Source organism: Halococcus thailandensis JCM 13552 (assembly GCF_000336715.1).
GTDB classification, from domain to species: domain Archaea; phylum Halobacteriota; class Halobacteria; order Halobacteriales; family Halococcaceae; genus Halococcus; species Halococcus thailandensis.
In genome coordinates, this window is sequence record NZ_AOMF01000154.1 from 1 (window position 1) to 23,930 (window position 23,930).

At 65.6% G+C, this 23,930-nt stretch carries 24 protein-coding genes and 1 pseudogene; 7 read left to right on the forward strand and 18 right to left on the reverse strand.

From position 1 onward, the window contains the following. Nucleotides 1-1,078: pseudogene (locus C451_RS09860) on the forward strand (IS66 family transposase); the annotation flags it as partial. Here the strand turns inward: C451_RS09860 and C451_RS09865 are convergent. The 5 genes from C451_RS09865 to mdh all read right to left on the reverse strand — a co-directional run bounded on the left by C451_RS09865 (nt 1,055) and on the right by mdh (nt 3,624). Next, entirely contained in the window at nt 1,055-1,363 is a 309-nt protein-coding gene (locus tag C451_RS09865) for a hypothetical protein (RefSeq protein ID WP_007740174.1), read from the reverse strand. The pseudogene C451_RS09860 and the gene C451_RS09865 overlap by 24 nt on opposite strands. 144 nt (nt 1,364-1,507) lie before the next feature. Further along, complete coding sequence (locus C451_RS09870) at nt 1,508-1,927, reverse strand: iron-sulfur cluster assembly scaffold protein (protein WP_007740175.1); 420 nt, start codon at nt 1,925-1,927, stop codon at nt 1,508-1,510. Between the two features lie 49 nt (nt 1,928-1,976). After that, nucleotides 1,977-2,126, reverse strand: coding sequence for a 50S ribosomal protein L40e (locus tag C451_RS21075; RefSeq protein WP_004054012.1), 150 nt, complete (start codon nt 2,124-2,126; stop codon nt 1,977-1,979). Between the two features lie 44 nt (nt 2,127-2,170). Beyond that, nucleotides 2,171-2,674: a DUF367 family protein gene (locus tag C451_RS09875; protein ID WP_007740177.1), complete on the reverse strand. Its 504-nt coding sequence runs from the start codon at nt 2,672-2,674 to the stop codon at nt 2,171-2,173. Nucleotides 2,675-2,712: 38 nt separating this feature from the next. Then, the gene (mdh, locus tag C451_RS09880) at nt 2,713-3,624 is read right to left on the reverse strand and encodes a malate dehydrogenase (RefSeq protein ID WP_007740179.1); all 912 of its coding nucleotides are present in this window, start codon (nt 3,622-3,624) and stop codon (nt 2,713-2,715) included. A gap of 215 nt (nt 3,625-3,839) precedes the next feature. Here mdh and C451_RS09885 point away from each other — a divergent pair, with 215 nt between their 5' ends. Further along, nucleotides 3,840-4,469, forward strand: coding sequence for an Sjogren's syndrome/scleroderma autoantigen 1 family protein (locus tag C451_RS09885; protein WP_007740181.1), 630 nt, complete (start codon nt 3,840-3,842; stop codon nt 4,467-4,469). On the opposite strand, the gene C451_RS09890 is transcribed toward C451_RS09885, so the two are convergent. The 12 genes from C451_RS09890 to C451_RS09945 form a co-directional block, all read right to left on the reverse strand. Then, the gene (locus tag C451_RS09890) at nt 4,470-4,850 is read right to left on the reverse strand and encodes a hypothetical protein (RefSeq protein ID WP_007740183.1); all 381 of its coding nucleotides are present in this window, start codon (nt 4,848-4,850) and stop codon (nt 4,470-4,472) included. A gap of 44 nt (nt 4,851-4,894) precedes the next feature. Next, the gene (locus tag C451_RS09895; protein WP_007740185.1) at nt 4,895-7,330 is read right to left on the reverse strand and encodes a DEAD/DEAH box helicase; all 2,436 of its coding nucleotides are present in this window, start codon (nt 7,328-7,330) and stop codon (nt 4,895-4,897) included. A gap of 78 nt (nt 7,331-7,408) precedes the next feature. Beyond that, nucleotides 7,409-7,996, reverse strand: a complete 588-nt coding sequence (locus C451_RS09900) for a hypothetical protein (protein WP_007740192.1) — start codon at nt 7,994-7,996, stop codon at nt 7,409-7,411. Further along, nucleotides 7,996-9,741, reverse strand: coding sequence for a glycine--tRNA ligase (glyS, locus tag C451_RS09905; RefSeq protein ID WP_007740195.1), 1,746 nt, complete (start codon nt 9,739-9,741; stop codon nt 7,996-7,998). The genes C451_RS09900 and glyS overlap by 1 nt, the downstream gene beginning before the upstream one ends. Then, nucleotides 9,734-10,585, reverse strand: coding sequence for a CBS domain-containing protein (locus C451_RS09910; RefSeq protein WP_007740197.1), 852 nt, complete (start codon nt 10,583-10,585; stop codon nt 9,734-9,736). The genes glyS and C451_RS09910 overlap by 8 nt, the downstream gene beginning before the upstream one ends. 47 nt (nt 10,586-10,632) lie before the next feature. Beyond that, nucleotides 10,633-11,163: a DUF7529 family protein gene (locus tag C451_RS09915; protein ID WP_007740199.1), complete on the reverse strand. Its 531-nt coding sequence runs from the start codon at nt 11,161-11,163 to the stop codon at nt 10,633-10,635. Between the two features lie 48 nt (nt 11,164-11,211). After that, entirely contained in the window at nt 11,212-11,622 is a 411-nt protein-coding gene (locus C451_RS09920) for a DUF7555 family protein (RefSeq protein WP_007740201.1), read from the reverse strand. After that, nucleotides 11,622-13,049 carry an ABC transporter ATP-binding protein gene (locus C451_RS09925; RefSeq protein ID WP_007740203.1) on the reverse strand — a complete coding sequence of 476 codons (1,428 nt, stop codon included), beginning with the start codon at nt 13,047-13,049 and terminating at the stop codon, nt 11,622-11,624. The genes C451_RS09920 and C451_RS09925 overlap by 1 nt, the downstream gene beginning before the upstream one ends. Then, on the reverse strand, nt 13,042-14,271 hold the full coding sequence (locus C451_RS09930) for an ABC transporter ATP-binding protein (protein WP_007740206.1): 1,230 nt from the start codon (nt 14,269-14,271) through the stop codon (nt 13,042-13,044). The genes C451_RS09925 and C451_RS09930 overlap by 8 nt, the downstream gene beginning before the upstream one ends. Then, complete coding sequence (locus C451_RS09935; protein WP_007740208.1) at nt 14,268-15,728, reverse strand: ABC transporter permease; 1,461 nt, start codon at nt 15,726-15,728, stop codon at nt 14,268-14,270. The genes C451_RS09930 and C451_RS09935 overlap by 4 nt, the downstream gene beginning before the upstream one ends. A 3-nt stretch (nt 15,729-15,731) precedes the next feature. Beyond that, entirely contained in the window at nt 15,732-16,793 is a 1,062-nt protein-coding gene (locus C451_RS09940) for an ABC transporter permease (protein WP_004053991.1), read from the reverse strand. Between the two features lie 152 nt (nt 16,794-16,945). After that, nucleotides 16,946-18,832, reverse strand: coding sequence for an ABC transporter substrate-binding protein (locus C451_RS09945; protein WP_007740209.1), 1,887 nt, complete (start codon nt 18,830-18,832; stop codon nt 16,946-16,948). Between the two features lie 179 nt (nt 18,833-19,011). On the opposite strand from C451_RS09945, the gene C451_RS22905 reads away from it, so the two are divergent. Further along, the gene (locus tag C451_RS22905) at nt 19,012-19,182 is read left to right on the forward strand and encodes a DUF7556 family protein (protein WP_007740210.1); all 171 of its coding nucleotides are present in this window, start codon (nt 19,012-19,014) and stop codon (nt 19,180-19,182) included. A gap of 10 nt (nt 19,183-19,192) precedes the next feature. On the opposite strand, the gene C451_RS09950 is transcribed toward C451_RS22905, so the two are convergent. Further along, nucleotides 19,193-19,696 carry a 2'-5' RNA ligase family protein gene (locus tag C451_RS09950; protein ID WP_007740211.1) on the reverse strand — a complete coding sequence of 168 codons (504 nt, stop codon included), beginning with the start codon at nt 19,694-19,696 and terminating at the stop codon, nt 19,193-19,195. Nucleotides 19,697-19,960: 264 nt separating this feature from the next. Between C451_RS09950 and C451_RS09955 the strand changes: the two genes are divergently transcribed. From C451_RS09955 to lysX, 4 genes are all read left to right on the forward strand, one after another. Next, the gene (locus tag C451_RS09955) at nt 19,961-21,232 is read left to right on the forward strand and encodes an argininosuccinate synthase (protein WP_007740212.1); all 1,272 of its coding nucleotides are present in this window, start codon (nt 19,961-19,963) and stop codon (nt 21,230-21,232) included. 1 nt (nt 21,233) lies between these two features. Next, nucleotides 21,234-22,679, forward strand: coding sequence for an argininosuccinate lyase (gene argH, locus C451_RS09960; RefSeq protein WP_007740214.1), 1,446 nt, complete (start codon nt 21,234-21,236; stop codon nt 22,677-22,679). A 155-nt stretch (nt 22,680-22,834) separates the two neighbouring features. Continuing rightward, nucleotides 22,835-22,999, forward strand: a complete 165-nt coding sequence (lysW, locus tag C451_RS09965; RefSeq protein ID WP_004053979.1) for a lysine biosynthesis protein LysW — start codon at nt 22,835-22,837, stop codon at nt 22,997-22,999. A 2-nt stretch (nt 23,000-23,001) separates the two neighbouring features. Next, nucleotides 23,002-23,874: a lysine biosynthesis protein LysX gene (lysX, locus tag C451_RS09970; protein ID WP_007740216.1), complete on the forward strand. Its 873-nt coding sequence runs from the start codon at nt 23,002-23,004 to the stop codon at nt 23,872-23,874. Nucleotides 23,875-23,930 lie beyond the last annotated feature (56 nt).

A 23,930-nucleotide genomic window follows, 5' to 3' on the forward strand; every position in this document is an offset into this window, starting at 1 on the left:
TGTGACTGTTGTCCTGAGTGTGGCGAACAATTTGACGAGTCGGCGGGCGTCAGCCCCCGACTCGTCGAGGAACTCCCAGACCCACAGCCACCAGAGGTCACCCAGTACAACCGCCACCACTACGAGTGTCACTCCTGTGGGACAGAGACTGTCGCCTCACACCCCGACTGCCCCGATAGGGGGCAGTTCGGGGTGAACGTCATCGCTCAGTCAGCACTTTCNTGTGGGACAGAGACTGTCGCCTCACACCCCGACTGCCCCGATAGGGGGCAGTTCGGGGTGAACGTCATCGCTCAGTCAGCACTTTCTCGATATGATCACCGCCTTCCTTACCGAAAGATCGGTGACCGTTTCGAGCAACTGCACGGGCTGGAACTCTCAGGCGCGTCCGCGTGGCACGCGACCGAGCGCGCTGCGCGCGCCGGTCGCTGTGAGTACGAGCAGATCCGCCACAAGATACAGNCTGGAACTCTCAGGCGCGTCCGCGTGGCACGCGACCGAGCGCGCTGCGCGCGCCGGTCGCTGTGAGTACGAGCAGATCCGCCACAAGATACAGCAAGCCGACGTTGTCCACGTTGACGAGACTGGAATCAAACGAGACGGTGAACAGGCATGGATCTGGACGTTCACCACCGAGAACCACACGCTGTACGCGGTCAGGGAGAGTAGAGGGAGTGATGTTCCCGCAGAAGTCCTCGGCGAGGACTTCGCGGGAACGGTCGTCTGTGATGGNACGCTGTACGCGGTCAGGGAGAGTAGAGGGAGTGATGTTCCCGCAGAAGTCCTCGGCGAGGACTTCGCGGGAACGGTCGTCTGTGATGGGTGGACGGCATATCCGGCCTTCAGCAGCAACCTCCAGCGGTGTTGGGCGCATATTCTACGGGAAGCTAAAGATGCTGCCGAGAAGCAGGCAGAAGGCGAACCGATCTACCATGCCCTCAAACAGCTGTACGTCGCTCTCCAGACCCGGCTGGAGAGCGACTTGACAGTCCGTGAGCGAGCAGAACTCCAGCGTGTGGCGCGGAGAGAGCTTGAATCGCTGATAGANAAGAGTTCAAGCGAGTCGCCCGGGACAACGAGATGATTTCACGATCTCAGGCTGTACCCGCTGTTGTGTCCTCGGGGTAAACACGTACGTGAGCGCCAGCAGCGGCCATGGGATCGTCCGCCGCCACGAGCGCCCGACCCAGGCCGGCACGACGGTGACGACGACCGCGACGACGGCGGTGGTGGCGGTCACCAGCTCGCCAGCGAGCACGTTCCCGACGGCCGACAGCGCCAGCACCGCCGCGAACAGCCACGCGATGGCGGCGTTCGTCCGCTCGTCCTCGATGAACCACTCCTCGGGCAGTCGCTGACTCATCGCCCGAGCTCCCTCGTCACGGACGATCGCCCCGGTCGTGATCGGAACCGTCGGCCCCGTCGTCGAAGCAGTGCGGGCGTCATCGCATCACTACTGGGTTCGAAACGAGCAGGAAGGATAGATGTTGCGAGGTTTTCGCCCGAGCTACTCGGTCTGGGTCTTCTCGATGTTGGTCTTCTCGCCGCGGTAGATGGCCGCGCCGTCCTGGGCGACCATCTCGGCGAGCACGGCACATTTGACGCGCATCGGGCTGATATCCACCCCGAGAAGGTCGATCACGTCGTCGCGGTCGAGTTCGTCGAGCTCGTCGAGGGTCATCCCCTGGAGCTCGCCGGTGAGCATGCTCGCGCTCGCCTGGCTGATCGCACAGCCGTCGCCGTGGAAGGAGGCGTACTCGATCGTCTCGCCGTCGTCTTCGAGTTGGATATCGACGGTGATCTCGTCGCCACACATCGGATTCTCGCCGACGTGGCTGAAGGTGGGATCGTCGAGTTCGCCGTAGTTTCGGGGGTTCTTGTAGTGATCGAGGATCTGCTGACGGTACATGTCCGAGCCCATGCTCATGATGGGCCGAATAGACGTGTGCGACGCAAAAGGATTCCGGGCAGCCGTCTCAGGCGCTGCGGCGCTCGCGAGCCTTCCGGCGAAGGTTCTTGTAGCCACACTTCCGACAGCTGTCCGCTCCGGCAGGGTTGCGGGCGTTACAGCGCATGCAGATCATCTTCTCGAGAATGCGCGCTTCCGCTTGGTCGAATCTGGCCATACCGCTCGCAACGCGTCGGCGGGGTTAAGGGTTTCCGAAACGGGCTACTCGGCGGCGAGATACTCCTCCTGGACGGCGACGACGTCGCCCGAATCCGCACAGTCGGCGTAGCGCCGTAGCGGTTCGTCGTTGAGTTCGAGGAAAGTGTGGCCCCAGCGGAACTTCGCGAGGAGTTTCTCGGCGTGGGAGCGCTCGCCGAGAACACAGAGCGCGCCCGCGAGCGCCTCGACGGTCGTCAGCTGAAACGGGGTGCCGTAGTTCACCGGGTTGGCCGCGACCAGAAAGGGCAGTGCCCGGTGTGGCCCGCCGAGCGAGAACTGCTCGGCCTCGGCGGTCTCCCACGAGCAATCGAGCGCGACGAGCCGTTCGGGCGTGACGTCGCGGCGGTCGGCCGGCGACAGCGCCTGCTCGGCGTGGGGGTTCAACACCACGCCAGGGGGCGTTTCGCGGGCCGAGCGATGGAGGGTGGCGAGATCGAACCGGGCGAGCTTGCGGGCGGTGCATTTGTCCGGATCGTCGTCACCCTCGTAGCGGACGTGCAGCTCCACGGCGGCGCTACGCGGTGCGAAAGGAAAGCTCGCTCGGCTCAGCGGATCGCGTCGTACTGCTCTTCGAGCTTGTCGGCGGCCTGGCCGAGCTGTTCGCGCTCGTACTCCGAGAGCGTCCAGTCGACGACTTCCGCGCCATCGCTCGTGAGTTTGACGGGAACACCGACGCTCACGCCCTCGTGGCCGTACTCGCCGTCGAGCGGGACCGAGGCCGGGAGCACCGTGCCGGTGTCGCGGACGATCGACTCGACGATGTGACCGACGCCGGTCGCCGGCCCCCACTGGGTCGCGCCCTTGCGCTCGATGACGTTCATCGCGCTCTCCTGGAGCCCTTCCAGGATGTCCGCGCGCTCGTCGTCGCCGAACGAGCGGTCCTCGCCGTCGATGCGCACCTTGGAGAAGACGGGCACCTGTGCGTCGCCGTGCTCGCCGAGGATCGTCGCGTCCACGTTTTGGACCTGTGTGTCGAAGCGCTCGGCGAGTACGTAGCGAAAGCGCGCGGAGTCGAGCCGGCCGCCGAAGCCGATGACGTGGCCTCTGGGTCTGTCGCCCATCTCGTAGAGGTGGCGATTCAGCAGGTCCATCGGGTTCGAAGTCGTGACCGAGACGAACTCGTCGTTGTGCTCGGCCAGCGAGTCGCCGATATCCTCCATGATCGGCGCGTTGTCCTCACCGAGATCGAGTCGGCTCTGGCCGGGCTCGCGCGGGATGCCGGCGGTGATGACGACCACGTCCGAGCCGGCGGTGTCCTCGTAGGTGCCCTGCCGGATCGTCGTGTTCGTATCGTAGGCCACGCCGTGGTTGACGTCGGCGGCCTGCCCCACGGTCGTGTCCTCCTGATCGGGGATGTCCACGAAAACGATCTCGTCGGCGATGCCGCGCAACGCGATGTTGTAGCCCGCGGCCGCCCCCACCGTGCCCGCCGCACCAACCACGCTCACTTTGACCATGATACCGGAATGACTCGCGGAGCGGGCTAAAGCGCTTCGGAACCCCACTATTTTCCACGCAAGTTTACCCGGTTTGGCCGCGTGGCGGACTCGAATCGAACTCCCCCACCGTCGTCGATTCACCGCAGAATCGCCAGCACGATGGCTGTCGTCCGCAGTTACGGCGCTGCGAGCACACCCACAGTCCTTTTTGAAGCGCGACGCCTTGATCGGGTATGAGCGAGTTCGACAAGGAAGCCGAACGCGAGAAACTGCGCGAGCGCTTCGCCGAGGAGGACGAAAAGCGTGAGACGACCGAGCAGATGAGCGAACTGCTGCTCCAGGGCGCGACGATGACCGACACTCACTGTGATCGCTGTGGAAGCCCGCTCTTTCGCTACGACGGTCAGACGTTCTGTCCGACCTGCCAACAGTCCGCGGACGACAGCGGGGCGGACGACCGAACAGCCACCACGGACGCAAACGACGAGACCACAGCCGCGAACGCGAACGACGAACAATCCGCCAGCGAACAGCCGCGTACGCAGCCGAACCCGAGCGGGGAACAGACCACACGAACCCCGACCCAACAGCCGCAGAATCCGACACAGCCAGCACAGAACCGGCAGACTGCGGCTCGAACCGACGGCACGATCCGGACGAACGAGCAGCAGCCGGACCCGGCTGCCCGGCCCGCAAGCGGGGCGAGCGACCTCGAAGCGGCCGAGGCGTCGCTGTCGCGCACGCTCCACGAACTGGCGGCCACGGCCGAGGAAACCGATGATCTCGGACGGACGCGCGAGTATCTCGCCGCCGCCCACGAGGCTGCCGAGGCGCTCGACGCGATGCGGACCGCCCGGAAGTAGTCAGACCGTTTCGTCCGGATCGATATCGAAATGTGGGCCATCGCGTGCGATATCGAAGCCCATGAACGCGAACAACACAGCCATCGAGAGGGTAGCGACGGCGTAGAACATCCCACCGTCACCAGTCCTGAAAAACAGACCGGTCATCAGTTGAATGAGACCAGCCATTGAAAATCCGAGGCCGAAAAATCGATGCCAGCCGAATCGCTCGGTCAAGGGTGTCTCAAAACCAGCGAGGACGAACACTAATCCGGCAACAAGCCACAGGCCTGCCAGAACAAACGCGATGAGGCTACTGAACTCGATGAGGGCGGACAGTCCGAGACCTGCCAGCAGGACGAAATAGCCGAGCCAGCGTGATCCGCGGCGCGTGATGCCCATACTGAGACGATCGGTAGTCCGATCAAAGAAGCTATCGCCGCCGATCAGGGATCGTAGTCGCTGCCGACGACCTCGCGGATGCGTTCGGCGGTCACCTCGCCGACGCCCGACACCGCCAGGAGGTCCGCTTCGTTGGCGATCATCACGCCCTCGACGGTGCCGAACTCCTCCAGGAGGGCGCGCGCGGTCACAGGTCCGATGTCCGCGATCGCGCTCACGACGTACTCCTGCTGTTCGGTGAGCGTTTTGGCTCCCTTCTCGCCGTGGACGCTCACCTCGCGGTCGGCCACCTCCTGCTCGCGGCCCGCGATCACGTGGAGGAGATCGGCCGTGTCGGATTCGTCGGTCGTCCGGAGCACGCTCGCACCGAAATCCACCGCCAGCGAGGCGAGCGCGCCCCGGATCGCGTTCGGATGGACGTTTCGCTCGCCGTAGAGGTCGTCGCCCTCGATGAGCACCACGGGCCGGGCGTAGTGGCGCGCCGCGTCGCCGACCTGCTCGAAGAGCGAGCGATCGCCGCCGGTGAGGGTGTCGAGGAAGTCGCTCACTGACTTGCGCTCGACCACGACTCTGTCGGAGAGCACGTAATCGCCGACGGCGAGCGTTTCGAGGCGCGTCTCACAGTCCTCGCGCGTCGAGAGATCGCGGGCGATCGAGGCGTCGAGCTCGCGCTGATCGACGACGATCTCGACGCCATCGTCGCCCGCCGCGGTCGCTACCACTCCCTCGTCGTCGGTTGCACCCTTGGAATCCGATTCGGACGTCCCGTCGGTCTCGGTCGTCTCGCCAGTCGTTTCGTCCGTCGGATCGGTTTCGCCGGGCACGGCGAACGACGACAGCCCCGACTGTCCGCCGTCGCCGGCCGTTGCACCGGTTTCCGGCGACGCGGTCCCATTGCCCTCGAACGCGTCGAGTCCCTGCTGAGCGAGATCGGACTCGATCGCGCCGGCGGCGCTCTTCAAACTGTCGAGCTCGTCGGTCATTCGTGACTGCTCGTGGCGGGATTTCCAGAAGTAGGCCTCGTCGCGGGTGTCCTCGGCGAGCAACACCATCACCCGACCCTCGGTCTGTCGTCCCGTCCGGCCCTTGCGCTGGATCGAGCGGATGGCAGTGGGTACGGGTTCGTAGAACAGCACTAGATCAACCTCGGGTACGTCGAGCCCCTCCTCGGCGACCGACGTCGAGACCAGCACCTCGAACTCCCCGGCGCGAAACGCGTCGAGGGTCTCCTGCTGTTCGTTCTGAGTCATCCCGTCCGACCCCTCCTTGTCGCCCTGCCCGACGAACTTCCGGGTCTCGAAGTGTGCGCCAAGGAACTCGGTGAGGGTTTCGGCGGTGTCCCTCGACTCGGTGAAGACGATGACGCGCTCGCCGCCGTCGATGCCGAGACACTGCGCGAGCAAGATTCGCGTCCGGCGGAACTTCGGATGGAGATCGTCGTACGTCTCCGCCTGCTCCATCGCTTCTCTCACTTTGGCCTCGGAGACGAGCCGCTGGCTCGCCTTCGACGCGCCCGACGAGCGCGCGGCGTTGCGCTGGCGCTCGAAATACCGTCTGAGCGATTCCACGCTCTGGGTTTCGGCGAGCGTCACCGCCCGTCGGAGCTTCATCACCTCGGCGTGGATGCTCATCCCCTCGTAGCCCTCCGACTGATCGTTGTCGATGAGCTGCTGGAGCTCGCTCCGGATCCGGTTGAGGTCGCGCTGGGAGATGTCCGCGCTCGTCGTGTGCGAGACGCCGAGCTCCTTCAGCTTCTCCAGCCGGTCTTCGATCACCGCGACGAGCGAATCCCGGATGGCGAGGATCTCGTCGGGCAGCGTCACGCGCTCCCACTCGACTGACGTATCGTGGGTGTAGTCGGCGACGTCGGCGTCTTCTTCGGTCATCACCGCGACGTTCGCCAGCCCGAGGTTCTCACAGACCGACTGGATCGCCTCCCGGTCCCCACCCGGCGAGGCACTCATCCCCGTTACCAATGGCTGCTCGGCGTCGGCGTGATAGCGCTCGGCGATGTAGTTGTAGGCGTAGTCGCCCGACGCGCGATGACACTCGTCGAACGTGAGATGAGTAGTATCGGAGAGATCGATGCGACCGCCGATGAGGTCGTTCTCGACGACCTGCGGGGTGGCGATGACGACCCGCGCGCGCTCGAACAGCTCCTCGCGGTCGTCGGGACTGACCTCGCCGGTGAACACCACGATCTCGTCGTCCGGGATCGTCAACGCCGCGCGATAGAACTCGGCGTGCTGAGTGACCAGGGGTTTCGTCGGCGCGAGCAGCAGCGACGTCCCGCCCTGCTCGTGGAGGCGCTGGGCGGTCACGAGCAGGCTCACCGTGGTCTTTCCGAGTCCAGTCGGCAGACAGACGAGCGTGTGCCCGCTCGCGGCCTGGTCGGCGAGTTCGGCCTGATAGCGCCGGCGTTCGAGCACGCCCGGTTCGACGAGCGGGCGCTCGACGTACTCCTCACCGGTGGTCGCCATTGGGCCGTTCTACCGGGCCATCCCGAATAAGCGTTCGCAGATGCGGGTGAAAGTGAAATCGGGGTTCGTGGCGGTCGCTTAGCCGGAAGCAAATGGGAGCCCATGAGCGGTAAGTCGGAGTCCAATCGTGATGGCGACCGCCGCCGCGATCGGGATCGTGAGGTTGTCGTCGACGACGTACCCCCGGACGACGGGTTTGACGCCGTCGGCGAGCGTCGCGGCGAACGCACCGCAGACCGCGGGAATGGGGGTGACGAACGGGACCGCGATGAGAAAACAGACCGCGAACGTGACCGCGAGCACCGACAGTTCCTTCATGCTCTGGAGTTCGCCGGAGCCCAGCAGGCCGCTGAGCGGGTCGGCGATCGTCAGCATCAAGATTGCGGGAATGGCGATCGCGGGCTGGAAGACGAGCGCGACGGCGGTGCCGCTGAACGTGTAGAGCGCGTAGCCCGCGAGGTTGTCCTGTTCGTACTCGCGGGTGAGCTCGTCGTAGAGCCGCCAGTCGAGGCCGACGAACAGGCGCAGGGCTTCGAGACAGCAGACGACGACCGAGCCGGCGACGAGCAGCCAGCGGAACTGCTCGTAGCTGATGATATCGAGGAGATACGCCGCCGGCAGCGCCGTGCCGCTGGCGTGGACGGCTCGGCGCTTGAGCTCGCCCATCAGTCGACGAGCGACTCGCCCGCCCGCAGCGCCGTGAGTCGGGCGGGCAGCTCGTCGATCGCGATGCGCGTCTGCGCCGTGGAGTCGCGCTCGCGCACCGTCACCGTCCCCTCGTCGAGCGATTCGTAATCGACGGTGACGCAGTAGGGCGTCCCGACCTCGTCCTGACGGCGGTAGCGCCGCCCGATGTTACCCGAGTCGTCGTACTCCACCGCGAAGCCGGCCGCGCGCAGGTCGGCGGCGATCTCGTTGGCGCGCTCGCCGAGCCCGTCCTTGTCCATCAGCGGGAACACGCCGACGAACGTCGGTGCGAGCTCCGAGGGGAGGGCGAGATAGCTCCGGGGTTCGCCCTCGACCTCGTCCTCGCGATAGCTGTGGACGAGAACGGTGTAGAGCACGCGCCCCATGCCGAACGACGGCTCGATGACGTGGGGCGTGACGTGCTCGCCGGTGATGGTCTCCGACCGGACTGCGAACCCGGTTTTCTCGGTCGGTAGTTCGTACTGCTCGCCGTCGAGTTCGACCGCCACTTCGTCGCCGTCGAACGCCGACGGGTTCCGCTCGGCGAGCGCGGCGAGTTCGTCGGCCACGTCGCCGGCGTCCGCGCCGAACTCCGGCCCGAGATAGCTCATGTCGGGCTCGACCGAGGGCCGCTCGACGGTCTTCGTCTCGTCGTAGGGTCTGAACACCGAGAACGCCTCGTCGGAGTGGGAATCGTGTTTCGAGAGGTCGTAGGCACCCCGGTCGGCGAACCCGGTGATCTCGATCCAGTTGTCGTCGAGTTCGGCCTCGGCGTCCCAGCAGTCGCTCGCGTAGTGTGAGAGTTCGTCGGGCAGGTGCTGGCGGTATCTGAACCGCTCGATGTCGACGCCGACCGCCTCGTACCACTCCGTGGCGATACCGAGATAGTAGGCGATCCACTCGCTTTCGACGACGCCCCTGTCGAGCGCTTCGGCGACGCTCATGCGCTCGATGCTTCCCTCACCCTCCTGTGCAACCGCCGAATAGAGCGGCAGGGTGACGTCTTCGACGCGCTCGATCGGTGGTGCGTCGCTCTCGGGATCGACGAACTGTTCGAGTTCGGCCATCGTGAACTCACGGACGCGAATGAGCGAGCGCCGAGGGCTGATCTCGTTACGGTAGCCGTGGCCGATCTGGGCGACGCCGAACGGGAGCTGATTGCGCGCGTACTCGGCCAGCCGGGGGAACTCGACGAAGATGCCCTGTGCGGTCTCGGGACGCAGATAGCCCGGCGACGAGGAGCCCGGCCCGATCGTCGTCTCGAACATCAGATTGAACGCCTCGACGGACTCGCCGGCCAGTTCGGTTCCACACGACGGGCAGGCGATCCCGTGCTCGGCGACGAGTTCGGCGATGCGATCGGTGCCGAAACTCTCGGCCTCCTCGATCTCGGTGTTGTCCTCGACGAGATGGTCGGCGCGGTGGTTCGCACCGCACTCGGGACACTCGAGGATCATGTCGTCGAAGCCGTCGAGATGGCCGGAAGCCTCGAACACCGACTCCGGCGTGACCGTCGGCGAGGAGATCTCCATGTTGTCCTCGCGGGTGACGAACCGCTCGCGCCAGCTCGCTTCGAGGTTGCGCTTCAGCGCCGCGCCCTCGGGCCCGTAGGTGTAGAAGCCGCTCGCACCGCCGTAGGCCTCGTTCGCGGGAAAGAAGAAGCCGCGGCGCTTGGCGAGTTCGGCGAGCGTGTCGGCGTCCGCGCCGGCCGTCGCATCAGCCATCGAGCGCCTCCAGGAGGTTGATATCCCGGACGATGCCGATGAGCTCGCTCCCGCTAACCAGCGGGATCTGTTCGATGTCGTTCGTGATCATCGCCCGTGCGGCCTCCTGTGCGGTCCGCGTGGTGCCGACGCTCACGACGTCGGCGGTCATGAACTCGCGCACCGGCTCGTGGGGGATCTCGACGTTGCGCGTCGGGAAGTAGCGGTTGCCGACGGCCTTGATCCCCTCCCACATCCAGTCGTCGTCCTGATCGGCGATCGATTCGCCGGTCTCGGCCTCGCCTTCGACGACCCGTGCCACCTCGAGGATGTCCGGCTCGGTGAGCATGCCACACATCTCGCCGTCGTCGTCGAGCACCACGGCGTAGGGCACGCCCGAGTGTGAGAGTTCGCGCTCGGCGACCGTCAGCGGCGTATCGACGTAGACTGCGTTCGCGGTTCGAGAGGCGAGCTCGCCGACCTGCGTGTCGCCGGCGGCGTCACCCTCGGCGATGGCTCGCACGACGTCGGTGACGGTGATGATCCCCTCCAGATAGCCGTCGACCACCGGGACGCGACGGGCGCGCTCTTCGACCATCGTCGCGGCGACCGTCTCGATGGCGGTATCGATAGTCGTCGTCGGTCCCTCCTCGACCAGCAGGGCGAGCTGGTCCTCGTCGGGCCGTTCGATGAGCGTCTGTCGCGAGACCAGCCCCCGGAACTCCTCGTCGTCGCCCTCGCCCTTGACGACGGGAACCGAGGAGAACGATCGCTCCTGGAGGTATTCGAGCGCGTCGTCGCGCGTCCCGGGCAGCGAAACCGTAACGAGCGACTCGCGCGGCGTCATCGCGTCGGCGACGTTCATGATGGGTCAGTGGGCCGCCCACCTACAAAGTCCTTCCACTTCGCGGGCTACCGAACGGCGTCGTAATCGGTCGCCGGGAAGAACTTCTCGGGGTCGTCGTGTTCGAACGAACCCAGCCGCGTGCCGTCGAGCGTCTGGAGATGGGTGTACATCGTCCCAGCCTCGCTGGCGGCCCCCATCAACGGCCGCGAGCCACGGCGCTCGAACCCGCCGGCGACGAACACCGCCGTCTCGCTGTCGGGATCGGCGAGCAGCGTCACCAGAAACACCTGGCCGTGCGACTCGTTGCGGAAGACGTCGTAGCGCGGGAACTCGCCGTCGTCGAACACATCGGAGAACTCCTCGGCGTAGTTGTCGGGGATCACGTAGACCAGGCCGAAGCGCTCCTCGTCGCCGCTCTCGGGCGCTTCGGTCGCCGTGTGGCCGGCCGGGATGGTGAGCGTTGCCCAGCCGTCGGCCTCGTACTCGGCGGCGAGAGCGTCCATGTCGTCGAGCGTGGCCGCCCACGCCTCCTTCAGACCGTCGGCACGGGCGGCGAGCCGGTCGCCCTGATCCGGGTTCTCGCTCGTTTCGGGCATACGCGCGCTGGGACTCGTGGGGTGTAAAGCCTGTTGCTCGGTGCGGTCTCAGGCGGCGATGCCGAACCCCGTCTCCATCACGAACGAGGTGAGCAACACGAGCACGCTCGCGACGAACAGTTTCGCCGGCGACGACAGCCGATCGTCGGGCGCGAGCCCGTACCGCCCGAGCGGCGGCAACCGCTGGACGGCCGCCTGGAAGCGCGTCTCCTCGCGCTCGTCGGCCGGGTCGTCGTCCTTCCACGGCGGCGTCGGGCGGAGCTGGAACGCCGAGATACCGAAGACGAAGAAACCGACGAAAAACAGGGCGAACTTCACGCCGACCAGCCCCCAGCCGAGCGGGACGCTCACGATCGCCGCGATCGCGACGAGGGCGGCCACGAACGCGACGCCGTAGACGAGCGCGTCGATCGCCTGGCGCAGCCGGAGCGCCGCCGGGCGTGGCCGGTCGGCGGCCATCACTGCTCGCCGAAGACGGTGTGGGTGAAGAACTCGTCGGGTTCCTCGTGTTCGTCCTTGTGGCGGTGACAGAGGCTCGTCCGACCGGCCGTGCTCACCTCGTGGTGGGCCGGCATCTCCGTGTCGCACTCGCTGCCGAACTCCTCGCGCAGGAGGGCGATCGCGCCCGCCTCGTCGTTGTCGCGCAGGCGTTCTTCCACCGCGTCGAGCTGCTCCTGGATCGCCGGCGGCACCGCCACGTCGCCGAACAGCTCCTCGTGCATCTCGTCGACGTCCGAAAACCGGGTCTCCATGCCGAGCAGTGCGCGCGCCCGCTCGGAGAGCGATCGTTCGGCTCGGTCGCGTTCGCGCAACACCTCACGGAACACCTCGATGCGCTCCCAGAGTTCGTCGTCCGTGTCGCGATATTTCTCGGGCCTGATCTTCGCCGGACAGCGCGTGCTGAACGGACAGCCCGTCGGCGGATCGCGCGGGCTCGGCGGGGTGCCCCGCAGCGTGATCCGCTCCTTGTCGCTCTGGGGGTCTGCCTCGGGGATCGCCGACAGCAGCGCGTGCGTGTAGGGGTTCGACGGGTCGGCGAACAGTTCCTCGGCGGGACCGACTTCCATGATGTTGCCGAGATACATCACCGCGACGCGATCACAGATGTGGCGCACCACGGAGAGATCGTGCGCGATGAACAGATACGTGAGCCCGAACTCGTTTTGCAGCTCCTCCAGGAGGTTCAGGATCTTCGCCTGCACGGAGACGTCGAGCGCGCTCACGGGTTCGTCGAGCACGATGAACTCCGGCGAGAGCGCGAGCGCGCGGGCGATGCCGACGCGCTGGCGCTGGCCGCCNTCGAGCGCGCTCACGGGTTCGTCGAGCACGATGAACTCCGGCGAGAGCGCGAGCGCGCGGGCGATGCCGACGCGCTGGCGCTGGCCGCCGGAGAACTGGTGGGGATACCTGTAATAGTGCTCCTCGCGCAGCCCAACGGTTTCGAGCAGTTCGCGCACGCGCTGGCGACGCTCGCGCGGCGACTTCCAGTCGTGGACGTCGAGCGGTTCGCGGATGATCTCGCCGACGGTCATCCGATCGTTGAGGCTCGATTCGGGGTCCTGGAAGACGATCTGGGCGTTCCGCCGCCAGTTCTTCAGCTCGCTGCCCGACAGCTTCGTGACGTCGGTGCCGTCGAATTCGACCGTGCCGGCGGTCGCCGACTCCAACTGGACGAGCGTCCGCCCGAGCGTGGTCTTCCCACAGCCGGATTCGCCGACCAGCCCGAGCGTCTCGCCGCGCTCGATCCGGAGGGTCACGTCGTCGACGGCCTTGACCGGTTCGTCGGAGAGCAGCCCGCCGCCCTCGTAGTAGGTCTTCAGGTTCTCGACATCGACCAGCGTCTCGCCGCTCGATACCTCCGTCTCGCGCTGAATCGTTTCACTCATTGAGTGCCTCCTCGCTGTCCTCACCGCGCCGCCGATGGGTCTCCACGGCGCTCTCGCGCGATTGGTCCTCGGGATAGAGCAGGCAGGCGGCGGTGTGATCGCTCGCCTCCTCGTTCACCGGCACCGAGACCGGATGGACGCTCTCGCACTCGGCGAACGCCTCCGGACACCGCGGCGAGAACCGACAGTCGGTCGCGGGCTCGTTCGGCGTCGGCACGTCACCCTCGATCGTTCGGAGCCGATCCTCGCCGGGATGGCGACCGGGGATCGATTCGAGCAACCCCTGCGTGTAGGGATGTTTCGGATTTTCGAACACCTCCTCGACGGGCGCGGTCTCGACGATCTCGCCGGCGTACATCACGTTGAGCCGGTCGGCGATCTCGGCCATCACGCCCATGTCGTGGGTGATGAAGACGATCGACAGCCCGCGTTCCTCCTGAATATCGGACAGGAGTTCGAGGATCTGTGCCTGAATCGTCACGTCGAGCGCCGTCGTCGGCTCGTCACAGATGAGCAGTTTCGGCTCGCAGGCCAGCGCCATCGCGATGACCGCGCGCTGGCGCATCCCGCCGGAGAACTGGTGGGGGTACTCCGTGACGCGGCGTTTGGCGTCGGGGATCGAGACGGCTTCGAGCAGGTTGATCGCCTCCTCGGTCGCCTCCTGGCCCCGAAGCCCCTGATGGAGCCTGAGCGCCTCCTTGATCTGATTGCCGACGGTGTAGACGGGATTGAGCGAACTCAGCGGATCCTGGAAGATCATGGCGATGCCGTTGCCACGGAGCGTTCGGAGCGCCGAATCCGGGACCCGAGTGACGTCGACGTAGCCGTCGGCTGGCTCGTCGCCATCCCACTCCTCGACGAACGCGAAGTCGTCCTCGTCGACGGCGTCGGCCCGCTCTGCCCCGGAGAGGCCGGCGACGTCGGCCGTCCGCTTCCGATTCGAGTCGACCAGTCGGGAGAGCACGTCGCGGTCGCGGAAGTTGACCGCGCCGTCGAGAACGCGCCCCGGGGATTTGATCAACCCCATGATCGAGCGTGCCGTCACGCTCTTGCCCGAGCCGCTCTCGCCGACGATGCCGACCGTCTCGCCCTCACGGACGTCGAAGCTCACGCCGTCGACCGCGCGGATCGTCTCCTTGTCGGTGAAGAAGGCCGTCCGGAGGTTCTCGACGGAGAGCACGGTCTCGCCCGCGGTGCGCTCGCGCGGGAGTTGGCTGCTCACGCGCCACCACCCCCGGCGACGGCGGCCTCGCCACCGGTGTCCTCGCCACCCTCGCTCTGGGGATCGAGCGCGTCACGGATGCCGTCGCCGAGCGCGTTGAACCCGACGACGATGAGCGTGATCATGATGCCCGGGATCAGCGAGATATGCCACGAGGCGGTCGCCACGTAGGGCTGGCCGGCGGAGATCGCGCGTCCCCACTCCGGCGTCGGCGGCGTGATGCCGAGACCGAGATAGGACAGTCCGGCGACGGCGATGATGATGCCGCCGAGCGTCAGCGATGCGTAGATCAGCAGGTAGCCGACGACGTAGGGGAACATGTGTTTCTGCATGATCGTTCGGGGCTTCTGGCCGAAACTCTTTGCGGCGTCGATCCACTCCTGTTCGGAGATCTGGAGCGCCGGACCACGCAGCGCCCGCCAGAAGAACGGCCAGTACGTGACCGAGAAGATCGCGATCAGCAGTACCGCCCCGTTGTAGAGGTTCGCGATCCACGTGTTGCCGAAGACTGCGGAAGCAAGGATCAACACCAGCAAAACGGGTAGCGACTGGATCGAGTCACTGGTGATGACCGCCGCGAGATCGGCGAGACCCTTGTAGTAGGCCGTCAGCATGGCGAGCGCGGTGGCAATGAATCCCGCGATCAGCAGCGAGACGAGGCCGATCATCAGCGAGATGCGCGCCCCCGCCGCCATGAACGTGAAGAGATCCTTCCCATCTGTGAGCGTCCCGAACGGATGGAACCGTCCGTAGTCGTCGTAGCTCCACGGACCGACGTTCTCGCCGCCGGCCCCCTGCGAGGTCGAGCCGAGATTCGCGGTGCCGACGGTGACGTTCGATACCGACTCGATCTCGTCGTCGTAGTATTTCGTGTAATGCGTGTAGGGACTCTGGATGTTCGCGTCGACGGTCGTCGGGCCGAGCGCTGGCGCGAACAGCGCCAGCACGAAGAAGGCGAGCACGAGCACGAAACCGAACTGGCCCCACCGATGGGAGCGCAGTCGGTCGACGACGTCGTCCCGTGGCGTCCAGTCGGCGTACCGGTAGTGTTTGCGGAACCAGCGGTAACCGACCCAGAACCAGCCGAGCCAGACGAACGCGTAGGCGTAGATGAGGACGACCCGCAGCAGCCACGCGTACGCCGGTTCCAGTCCGAGGAACGTCCCCATCCACTCGCCGCTCGCGGTCTGATAGCCCTGGTTCGGAATGAGGCCGCGCGTGAGCAGCGTCGGGATCGACTCGGCGGCCTCACCGGCGCTCGCGAGCGCGGCCGCTCCCGGGTTCGACGGGAGCAGGCGGACCGCCGTCAGCGCGAGCTGGATGATGACGCCGATGAACGCGCCGAACTCGACGGCCAGCAGGACGAGCGCACCGGCGAGCCACTGCAGCGCTGGACGCGGGTTCGCCGCGATGCGGTCTCGGAGCGGTACTTCTTCGTCGGATTGTGTCTCACTCATGGATTACTCGCTTTCGTAGCCGACGCGCGGGTCGATCAGCGTGTACAGCAGATCCTGAAGGATGTTCGTGAAGACGGTGATCAGGATGAAGATGAACATCAGCGCACCCAACAGCGGGAGATCCGCGTTGAGTGCTGCCTGATAGAACAGATAACCGATCCCGTTGATGGCGAACACCGTCTCGACGAGCACCGAGCCGCCGACCAGGAGGAACGCCTCGCCGGTGATGATCGGCACCAGCGGGATCAGCGCGTTGCGGAAGACGTGTTTCCAGATGAGGCTGCGCCCGGAGACGCCCTTCGCGCGCGCCGTCTCGACGTAGTCGGAGTTGATCGTCTCCAGGATCGCGGTGCGACCGATGCGCATCTCGTTACCCATCGAGGCCGACCCGAGCACGATCGCCGCGGGCGCGATCTGTTTCAGCGCCGCGAGGAACGAGCCGTTCGCGCCGGTCGAAACCCACCAGTCGATCGGGTTCGTGATGGCTTCGAGCGGGGTCGAGAGGAATCGCAAGTTCGGCGGCGAGAGGATATCGGTCGTGACGAGCCAGTTCGACCAGTTGAAGCCGAAGAGGAGGTCCTGAGACTGGACGAGCACGCTCACGAGGAGGATCGCCAGCCAGAAGTTCGGCATCGCCCGCCAGACGATCCCGCCGAACGAGGCGAAGTAGTCCCCACCCGTGTTCGGGTTGAGCCCGGCGTAGAAGCCGAGCGGGATGCCGATGAACAGCGCGATGACGACCGACCAGAAGCCGAGCCAGATCGTCCGGGGCGCGTAGCTCGCGACGAGACTGTAGGCGTCCCGGCCGGGCTGGATGACCCACGACTGGCCGAGATCGAGGGTGAACATGTTGATCATGAAGTCGATATACTGCTGCCAGAGCGGCTGTGTCAGACCGAGTTGTTCACGGATCCGTTCGATCCCCTGCGGGTTGCCCATGCCGACGATCGCCGCCGCCGGGTCGATCGGTCCCAGACGGACGAGCATGAAGACGATCGTCGTCCCGAAGAGGATGACCGGGATCGAGAGCACGAGCCGCCGGAGGAAGTAGCTCCAGCGACTCATGGGACAGTACTCACCGCGAAACTAGCTCTCATGCTGCACGTTCGTATGTGATGTGGATTCATTATAGTTTTCGGTTAGGTTCGGACGGCTCTCGGCGCGATCGATCACCACCGAACATCGGAACTGCAAACCACACACCGTGGAGGGTGTGGTTACTGGCGGTTCTTCGCGATCTTCACGTCGTTGTACATCTGGCGGCTGTCGCCCATCCCGCCGTACGGCGGAATGTCGACCCAGTTGTACGCGAAGCGTTCACCGAGGCTGTGGTAGAGCGGCAGGAAGCCGACGTCTTCCCAGTTGGCCTCCTCCATGTTGACGTAGGCCTTGTTGCGGGCCTGCTGGGCCTGTTTCGTCGGTGCCTGGTTGTTCGAGACCGCCTCGTACGCCTTGGATGCCCGCTGTGCCGCATCGCCGTTCTCCGGCTTCCAGTTGATGTACGACAGCGGCGCGTCGGAGGACGTGTCGGTCTGTGGCGGGTTGAGCAGCTGCAGGAAGTTGTCCGGGGCCGGCCAGTCGGCAATCCAGCCGAGCGTGTAAACTTCGAGTTTGCCGCTGCGACCGCGCTCGGTGAGGGTCGCGAACGGGGTCTGCTGAATCTGCATGTCGATGAACGCGCTCGACAGTTGATCACGGAACAGTTTGCCCAGTTCGAGCCACGTATCAGATTGGTATTGAGTCCACTGGATTGTGAAGCGGTTGTTCGGGCCGTAGCCCGCGTCCTTCATCACTTTCTGGGCCTTCTGGAGCTGGCTTTTGTTGTAGCCGTAGGGGTAGTTCTGTTTGGCGTGTTTGTCGTAGGCCTTCGAGCCGCCGCCCGGATAGATCGATTTCGGCGTGATATGGAAGGCAGGAACACCACGGCCCTTGAAGACCTGTTTGGTCAACTGCTGCTGGTTCGCCGCATAGGCGAAGGCTTGTCGCACCGGTTTCGGTACCTTCGACATGTCGAACCCGACGTAGTAGGTGTTGATTTCGGGAACTGCGAGATACTGGAGCGTCGAGCCGTTGCGGACCTGTCCGTAGGTACCGAACTCCCGACCGAGATCGTCGGGACCGCGCTGGACGTTGACCTTGCTCGGGTCGTACTGGGAGGTCGGAATCGTGAAGACATCCGCGTTCTTATTCATCGCGTAGTTATAGCGGGGCGATGATTTCTCCAACACCTGCCAGCGGACGCCGGCAACGGAGGCCTTCCCGCCGTGATAGTCGTCGAACCGCTCGACTTCAGCACTGGTACCCGAGTTCCACTCCTTGAGTTTGAACGGACCGGCACCGACCGGTTTGCTGGTGGAGAGCTCTTTCTGGGATACTTCGCCGTCGTAGCCCTCGATATCGCCGACGTATCCCTCGGGCAGCACGGCAAAGGAGTTGTAGGCCATCATCTCCTGGGCCGCGTGGAACGGGGCCGAGAGCGTGACTTCGAAGGTCGTCTCGTCCTTGGCGTTGATCGCGAGCGAACCGGGTTTGTACGTCTCCTCGCCTTCCTGCGTCGTCGTCTCGTGTTTGACGCCGAGCGAGTCGAGAATGAAGGGCGCACGTTTCGAGTTCGACGAAGCTGCCAGACGCTCCCAGGAGTAGACGATGTCCTGTGCCGTGACCGTATCGCCGTTGTGGAACGTCGCGTCCTTCAGCGTGAACGTGTAGGTCGTGTTGTCGTCGGAGAGTTCGAAACTCTTGGCGAGTCCCTTTTTCGGGTCGGCTTTCCCGTCCGGGTAGTTCATCAGCATGTCGTAGAGCTGCTGATTGACGTAGCCGCTGGACTCGTCGGTCGCTTCGATCGGATCGAGGGTCGTGATCGTCCCCGTCATGATCCGTTTGAGCGTCTTCGAAGGATCGGCCTCGATCTCCTGTTGGGTCTGCTGGCTGCTCCCGTTGCCACCCGACCCGTTGGCACCACCGCTCCCGTTGTCACCGGAACCGTTGCCGCCGGAGTCGTTGCCCCCGCCGCCACCCGTACAGCCGGCGAGCGCGAGCGCCCCCGCCGCACCACCGGTCGTTTTCAGGAAACGACGTCGCGTCTGGCTGTTATCGTCTCTCATTCCAGTTAGTGAAGCTTTGCCGTATGCGCATAAGTTTTGTGTTAACGCGTCGCCCAACTTCGGTACCGTTGTTTTACATGATCGTCGTAATGTGAACAACGATGTCGGAGACTGCTGTCCGGCACTGTCGTTACCACAGTCCGGTGAGTTTATATATCGTTGGTATGTACTCACATAGTATGACGCCAGATACGGCCGCTGTGGCGACAGCCGGCTCCGCGGAGGACGTCATGGGCTCGGTCGACGATGACGGCACCGTCGAGCGGTTCGTCATCGCCGATATCTCGCGGGACGACGCCTGGCTGTCGCTTCCGCTCGCCGAGGCAGCCACGCTCGCCGACTGGCAGTAACCGTTCTTTCTCAGTACGACACCGGCAGCGAGAGGGTTCCAGCGCGCTCGTCGTGGACCGCATCGTGAAAACTGAGTTCGGAGATCGACCACTCGATCGGATCGACGGGGCGCTCGCGGAGCGCCTCGGCACGATCGACGCTCCCCCCACGGGCGAGGGTGATGTGGGGGACGTACTCGTCGCCTTCGAGGTCGGCGATCGCGCCGAAGGCGTCGACGAGGCGCTCGTGGATCGCCACGAGTCCCGGGCTCGCAACGGCGAGATAGACTACCGGTCCGGGACCACGAATGGGCTCTTCGAAGAAATCGATGGTCGTCGCGCGTGCTTCGATCGGTGTCGTGCCGTCGAGCTCGCGTCGGACGCGCTCCGAGAGACGATCGTACTCCTCGGATTCGAAGCGTTTGCAGACCAGCGAGTGGCGCTCGCGCACGCGCTTGAAGCCCGCCAGCCGAGGGTGGAGTGTCGCCGCGAGGCGTTTCACCCGACCGGGCACCGGGACGTTGAGGCTGAACATAGCCACCGGAGGGGTGCGAGCGGAATGATCGTGATGGTCGGCGGTGCAAGCGTTGCCGAGCCGGAAGCATTTAATAGGTCGCCCATCCACAGGCTGCATATGACGCGGACACACGACGCCGGCTCGTTTTCGACCGCCGGCGCGTGCGCGCTCCGACCGCGACGACCGGGCCTTTAGGCCCGCATACACTTCTCTCCCACCGATCCGCTACGCTCTCCAGCCTACCCGAAGGGTTCGCTGGACGAACCATCACTCCCACACCAGATGACAGACACGACATCCACACCCGATTCCGACCGCATCGCCCTCGCCTTTTCCGGCGGGCTCGACACGACCGTCTGCGTCCCGATCCTCGAGGAGGAGTACGGCTACGACGAGGTCGTCGGCGTCACCGTCGACGTCGGCCAGCCCGAAGCCGAGTTCGACGAGGCCGAGGCGACCGCCGCCGCGCTCGATCTCGAACATCACGTGATCGACGCGCGCGAGGCCTTCGCCGAGACCTGCCTCGACGCCGTCCGGGCGAACGCCACCTATCAGGGCTACCCCCTCGGGACGGCGCTCGCCAGACCCGTGATCGCACAGGCTATCCTCGACACCGCCATCGAAAACGACTGTTCCGCGCTCGCCCACGGCTGCACGGGCAAGGGCAACGACCAGCTCCGTTTCGAGACCGTCTGGCGCGCCTCCGATCTCGACGTGATCGCACCGGTGCGCGAACTCGGGCTCACCCGCGAGGCAGAACAGGAGTACGCCGCCGAGCGCGATCTCCCTGTCGAGGGTGGCGACGGCGGTGCGTGGAGCATCGACACCAACCTCTGGAGCCGCTCGGTCGAGGGATCGGACCTCGAAGAGCCCTCCTACGTCCCGCCGGAGGAGATCTACGACTGGACACAGCCCCCCGAGGGCGGACACGAACTGCTCGAAATCGAGTTCGACGAGGGTCGTCCGGTCGCGCTCGACGGCGAGGAGACCGATGCGATCGAACTCATCGAACAGCTCAACGCGGTCGCCGGCGCACACGGCGTCGGGCGCACCGATCTGATGGAAGACCGGATGCTCGGACTCAAAGTCCGTGAGAACTACGAGCATCCCGCCGCCACGGTGCTTCTCAATGCGCACGAAGCCCTCGAGGACCTCGTGCTCACCAAGGAGGAGCGGAGTTTCAAAAAGCAGGTCGACCACGAGTGGGCCGAGAAAGCCTACGAGGGGCTGCTCGCCGCACCGCTGGTCGATGCGCTCGACGGATTCATCGACTCGACGCAGGAGCGTGTCACCGGCACCGTCACGATCAAACTGGAGGGCGGGCAGGCCAGACCCGTGGGCCGCGAGAGTCCCTACGGGGTGTATTCGGCCTCGGCAGCCTCGTTCAACACCGCCGACGTCGGCGGCGGGATCGAGCAGAACGACGCCACCGGTGTGGCGAAGTACCACGGATTCCAGTCGCGGCTCGCTGGAGAAGTCATCGAGAATGCAAGCAAGCCCGAAGCGGCCGCCGACGGCGGCGTGAGCGACGAGGGCGAGAGCGGAGGAAATTGAAATGAGCGAGGAGGGAGGCGACGTAGTGCGCCGCGAGCGCTTCAGCGGCGGCCCCGCCCGTGGCTTTCTCTCCTCGATGGACGCGGACGAGCGGCTGTTCGAAGCGGATCTCGCAGTCGACCGCGCGCACGTCGTGATGCTCGCCGAGCAGGGAATCATCGACGACGAGAGCGCGAGCACGATCCTCGATGCGCTCGCCGACGTCGAGCAAACGGGTTACGACGCGCTCGACGGCGAGGACATCCACGCCGCCATCGAGACGGCTGTCATCGAGCGCATAGGGAGCGAGGGCGGGCGGATGCACACCGCACGGAGCCGCAACGACGAGGTGGCGACGTGCATCCGGTATCGCCTGCGCGAGGAACTCCTCGATGCGATCGAGGCGACGCTCGTGCTCCGCGAGGCGCTGATCGATGAGGCGCGCGAGCACTGCGAGACGACGATGCCCGGCTACACCCACCGTCAGCCCGCCCAGCCCATCACCGTGGGCCACTTCCTCTCGTCGTACGCGCAGGCGCTCGGACGCGATACGGGGCGGCTTCTCGAAGCCTACGACCGGACGAACCGCTCGCCGCTCGGCGCGGCGGCCTTCGCGGGCACGCCGTTCGATATCGACCGCGAGCGCACCGCCGACCTGCTCGGGTTCGATTCGGTGCTCGAAAACTCGATGGACGCGGTCTCGACGCGGGATTTCCTCGTCGAGGCGGCGAGCGCGCTTTCGATCCTCTCGGTGACGCTCTCGGGGCTGGCGACCGATCTCGTCGAGTTCGCGGCCGACGGCTACGTGGAGATCGACGACGACTACGCCTCGACCTCGTCGATCATGCCCCAGAAGAAGAACCCCGACACGCTCGAACTCGTCCGGGCCGCCGCCGGGACCACGAGCGCCGGCCTCAACGGGTTGCTGACGACGCTCAAGGGGTTGCCTCGGGCGTACAACCGCGATCTCCAGGAGGCGACGCCCCACATCTGGAGCGCCGTCGATGCGGTCGTCCCCGCGACGGAGGTCGCGGCGGGTGCGGTCGCGACCGCGTCCTGGAACGAATCCGAGTTGGCCGCCGCAGCAGGTGACGGGTTTTCGACCGCGACCGGCGTCGCCGACCTGCTCGCGATGCACGGCGTGCCATTCCGCACGGCGCACGAAATAGTTGCGACGGCTGTCGAGGAGGGTGCCGACTACGCGGCCGTCGAGGCAGCAGCCCAAGAGGTGCTCGACGACTCGCTCTCGGCGTACGTCGAGCGCGAGGCCGTCGAGGCGGCGCTCGACCCGGATGCGAGCGTGGCGAGTCGTGATTCCGTCGGCGGGCCCGCACCCGGTGCGGTCGCGGCGGTGCTCGACGAACTGGAAAGCGGAATCGAGGACGATCAAGGGTTGCTCGCCGAGCGTCGCGAGGCGCTCACCGTGGCCGAGCGCGCACTCGAAGCGGAGGTGGGTGAGTTTGCCTGAGCGACCGCCCCCGCGAGGGGGAACATTTCACTTCGTCGATACCGACGAAACGCGCGAACCGCCCGATTTCGACGTCGAGAGACGTCCACGCCTTTTGTAAACTATCGAACAGGTTCGAAGGGTTTAAGCGGATTCCCGGGTGAGGTGGGGACACAATGGCGAACTGTCCCGAATGTGGGGCCGAACTATCCCTGCACGACGACGTCGAGACCGGCGAGATCATCGACTGTGGCACCTGCGGCGGCGAGCTCGAAGTGGTCGCCACCGGCCCTGTCGAACTCGAAACCGCGCCCGAGCTCGAGGAAGACTGGGGGGAGTAAGCGTGAAGATAGGCGTCCTCTACTCGCGTATCAGGCAGGACGAGAAGCTCCTGCTCGGCGAGCTCCGCGAGCGCGGCCACGAGGTCGTGAAAGTCGACGTACGCGACCAGCGCTTCGGGCTCTCGGAGCCGCCGGCGGCGCTCGCCGACGTCGACATCGTCGTCGACCGCTGTCTGGCGACCAGCCGGAGCCGGTACGCGACGCAGTTCCTCGCGGCCTACGGGATCCCGGTGATCAACGATCCCGCGACCGCCGACATCTGTGCCGACAAGGCCAAAAACAGCCTCGCGCTCGCGGGAGCTGGGGTGCCGACCCCGCGCACGGAGGTCGCCTTCACGAAGGAGAGCGCGATGGAGTGTATCGAGGAGTTCGGCTATCCATGTGTTCTCAAACCCGTCATCGGCTCGTGGGGTCGCCTGATGGCGAAGATCGACTCCAGAAGCGCCGCCGAGGCGATTCTCGAACACAAGGCCACGCTGGGCCACTACGAGCACAAGGTGTTCTACATCCAGGAGTTCGTCGAGAAACCCGGCCGCGACATCCGCGTGCTGGCGACCGACGGCGAGCCCGTGGCAGCGATGGTCCGCTCCTCGGACCACTGGCTCACGAACGCGGCGAAGGGTGCCGAAACCGAGCGCTTCGAACTCGACGACGAAGCACGCGATCTCGTCGCCCGCGCGAGCGAGGCCGTCGGCGGCGGGTTGCTGGGTGTCGACCTGATGGAGACGGGCGATTCCTATACGGTCCACGAGGTGAATCACACGGTCGAGTTCAAGGCGCTCGACGGCGTCGCCGACGTCGACGTCCCCGGAAAGGTCGTCGACTGGCTCGAAACGAAAGCGGAGGCGGTCGAACCCGCCGAGGTCCCCGCATGACGGCGGTCGTGAGGACGAACGAATGAGCCACACGGCATCGGTGGTCGGCGCGAGCG

Excerpts from the sequence above, each read along its gene's own strand:
- C451_RS09865 (WP_007740174.1), bottom strand. The coding sequence starts at position 1,363 with ATGAGTCAGCGACTGCCCGAGGAGTGGTTCATCGAGGACGAGCGGACG.
- C451_RS09870 (WP_007740175.1), bottom strand. The coding sequence starts at position 1,927 with ATGAGCATGGGCTCGGACATGTACCGTCAGCAGATCCTCGATCACTAC.
- C451_RS21075 (WP_004054012.1), bottom strand. The coding sequence starts at position 2,126 with ATGGCCAGATTCGACCAAGCGGAAGCGCGCATTCTCGAGAAGATGATC.
- mdh (WP_007740179.1), bottom strand. The coding sequence starts at position 3,624 with ATGGTCAAAGTGAGCGTGGTTGGTGCGGCGGGCACGGTGGGGGCGGCC.
- C451_RS09885 (WP_007740181.1), top strand. The coding sequence starts at position 3,840 with ATGAGCGAGTTCGACAAGGAAGCCGAACGCGAGAAACTGCGCGAGCGC.
- C451_RS09890 (WP_007740183.1), bottom strand. The coding sequence starts at position 4,850 with ATGGGCATCACGCGCCGCGGATCACGCTGGCTCGGCTATTTCGTCCTG.
- C451_RS09895 (WP_007740185.1), bottom strand. The coding sequence starts at position 7,330 with ATGGCGACCACCGGTGAGGAGTACGTCGAGCGCCCGCTCGTCGAACCG.
- C451_RS09900 (WP_007740192.1), bottom strand. The coding sequence starts at position 7,996 with ATGGGCGAGCTCAAGCGCCGAGCCGTCCACGCCAGCGGCACGGCGCTG.
- glyS (WP_007740195.1), bottom strand. The coding sequence starts at position 9,741 with ATGGCTGATGCGACGGCCGGCGCGGACGCCGACACGCTCGCCGAACTC.
- C451_RS09910 (WP_007740197.1), bottom strand. The coding sequence starts at position 10,585 with ATGAACGTCGCCGACGCGATGACGCCGCGCGAGTCGCTCGTTACGGTT.
- C451_RS09915 (WP_007740199.1), bottom strand. The coding sequence starts at position 11,163 with ATGCCCGAAACGAGCGAGAACCCGGATCAGGGCGACCGGCTCGCCGCC.
- C451_RS09920 (WP_007740201.1), bottom strand. The coding sequence starts at position 11,622 with ATGGCCGCCGACCGGCCACGCCCGGCGGCGCTCCGGCTGCGCCAGGCG.
- C451_RS09935 (WP_007740208.1), bottom strand. The coding sequence starts at position 15,728 with ATGAGTGAGACACAATCCGACGAAGAAGTACCGCTCCGAGACCGCATC.
- C451_RS09940 (WP_004053991.1), bottom strand. The coding sequence starts at position 16,793 with ATGAGTCGCTGGAGCTACTTCCTCCGGCGGCTCGTGCTCTCGATCCCG.
- C451_RS09945 (WP_007740209.1), bottom strand. The coding sequence starts at position 18,832 with ATGAGAGACGATAACAGCCAGACGCGACGTCGTTTCCTGAAAACGACC.
- C451_RS22905 (WP_007740210.1), top strand. The coding sequence starts at position 19,012 with ATGACGCCAGATACGGCCGCTGTGGCGACAGCCGGCTCCGCGGAGGAC.
- C451_RS09950 (WP_007740211.1), bottom strand. The coding sequence starts at position 19,696 with ATGTTCAGCCTCAACGTCCCGGTGCCCGGTCGGGTGAAACGCCTCGCG.
- C451_RS09955 (WP_007740212.1), top strand. The coding sequence starts at position 19,961 with ATGACAGACACGACATCCACACCCGATTCCGACCGCATCGCCCTCGCC.
- argH (WP_007740214.1), top strand. The coding sequence starts at position 21,234 with ATGAGCGAGGAGGGAGGCGACGTAGTGCGCCGCGAGCGCTTCAGCGGC.
- lysW (WP_004053979.1), top strand. The coding sequence starts at position 22,835 with ATGGCGAACTGTCCCGAATGTGGGGCCGAACTATCCCTGCACGACGAC.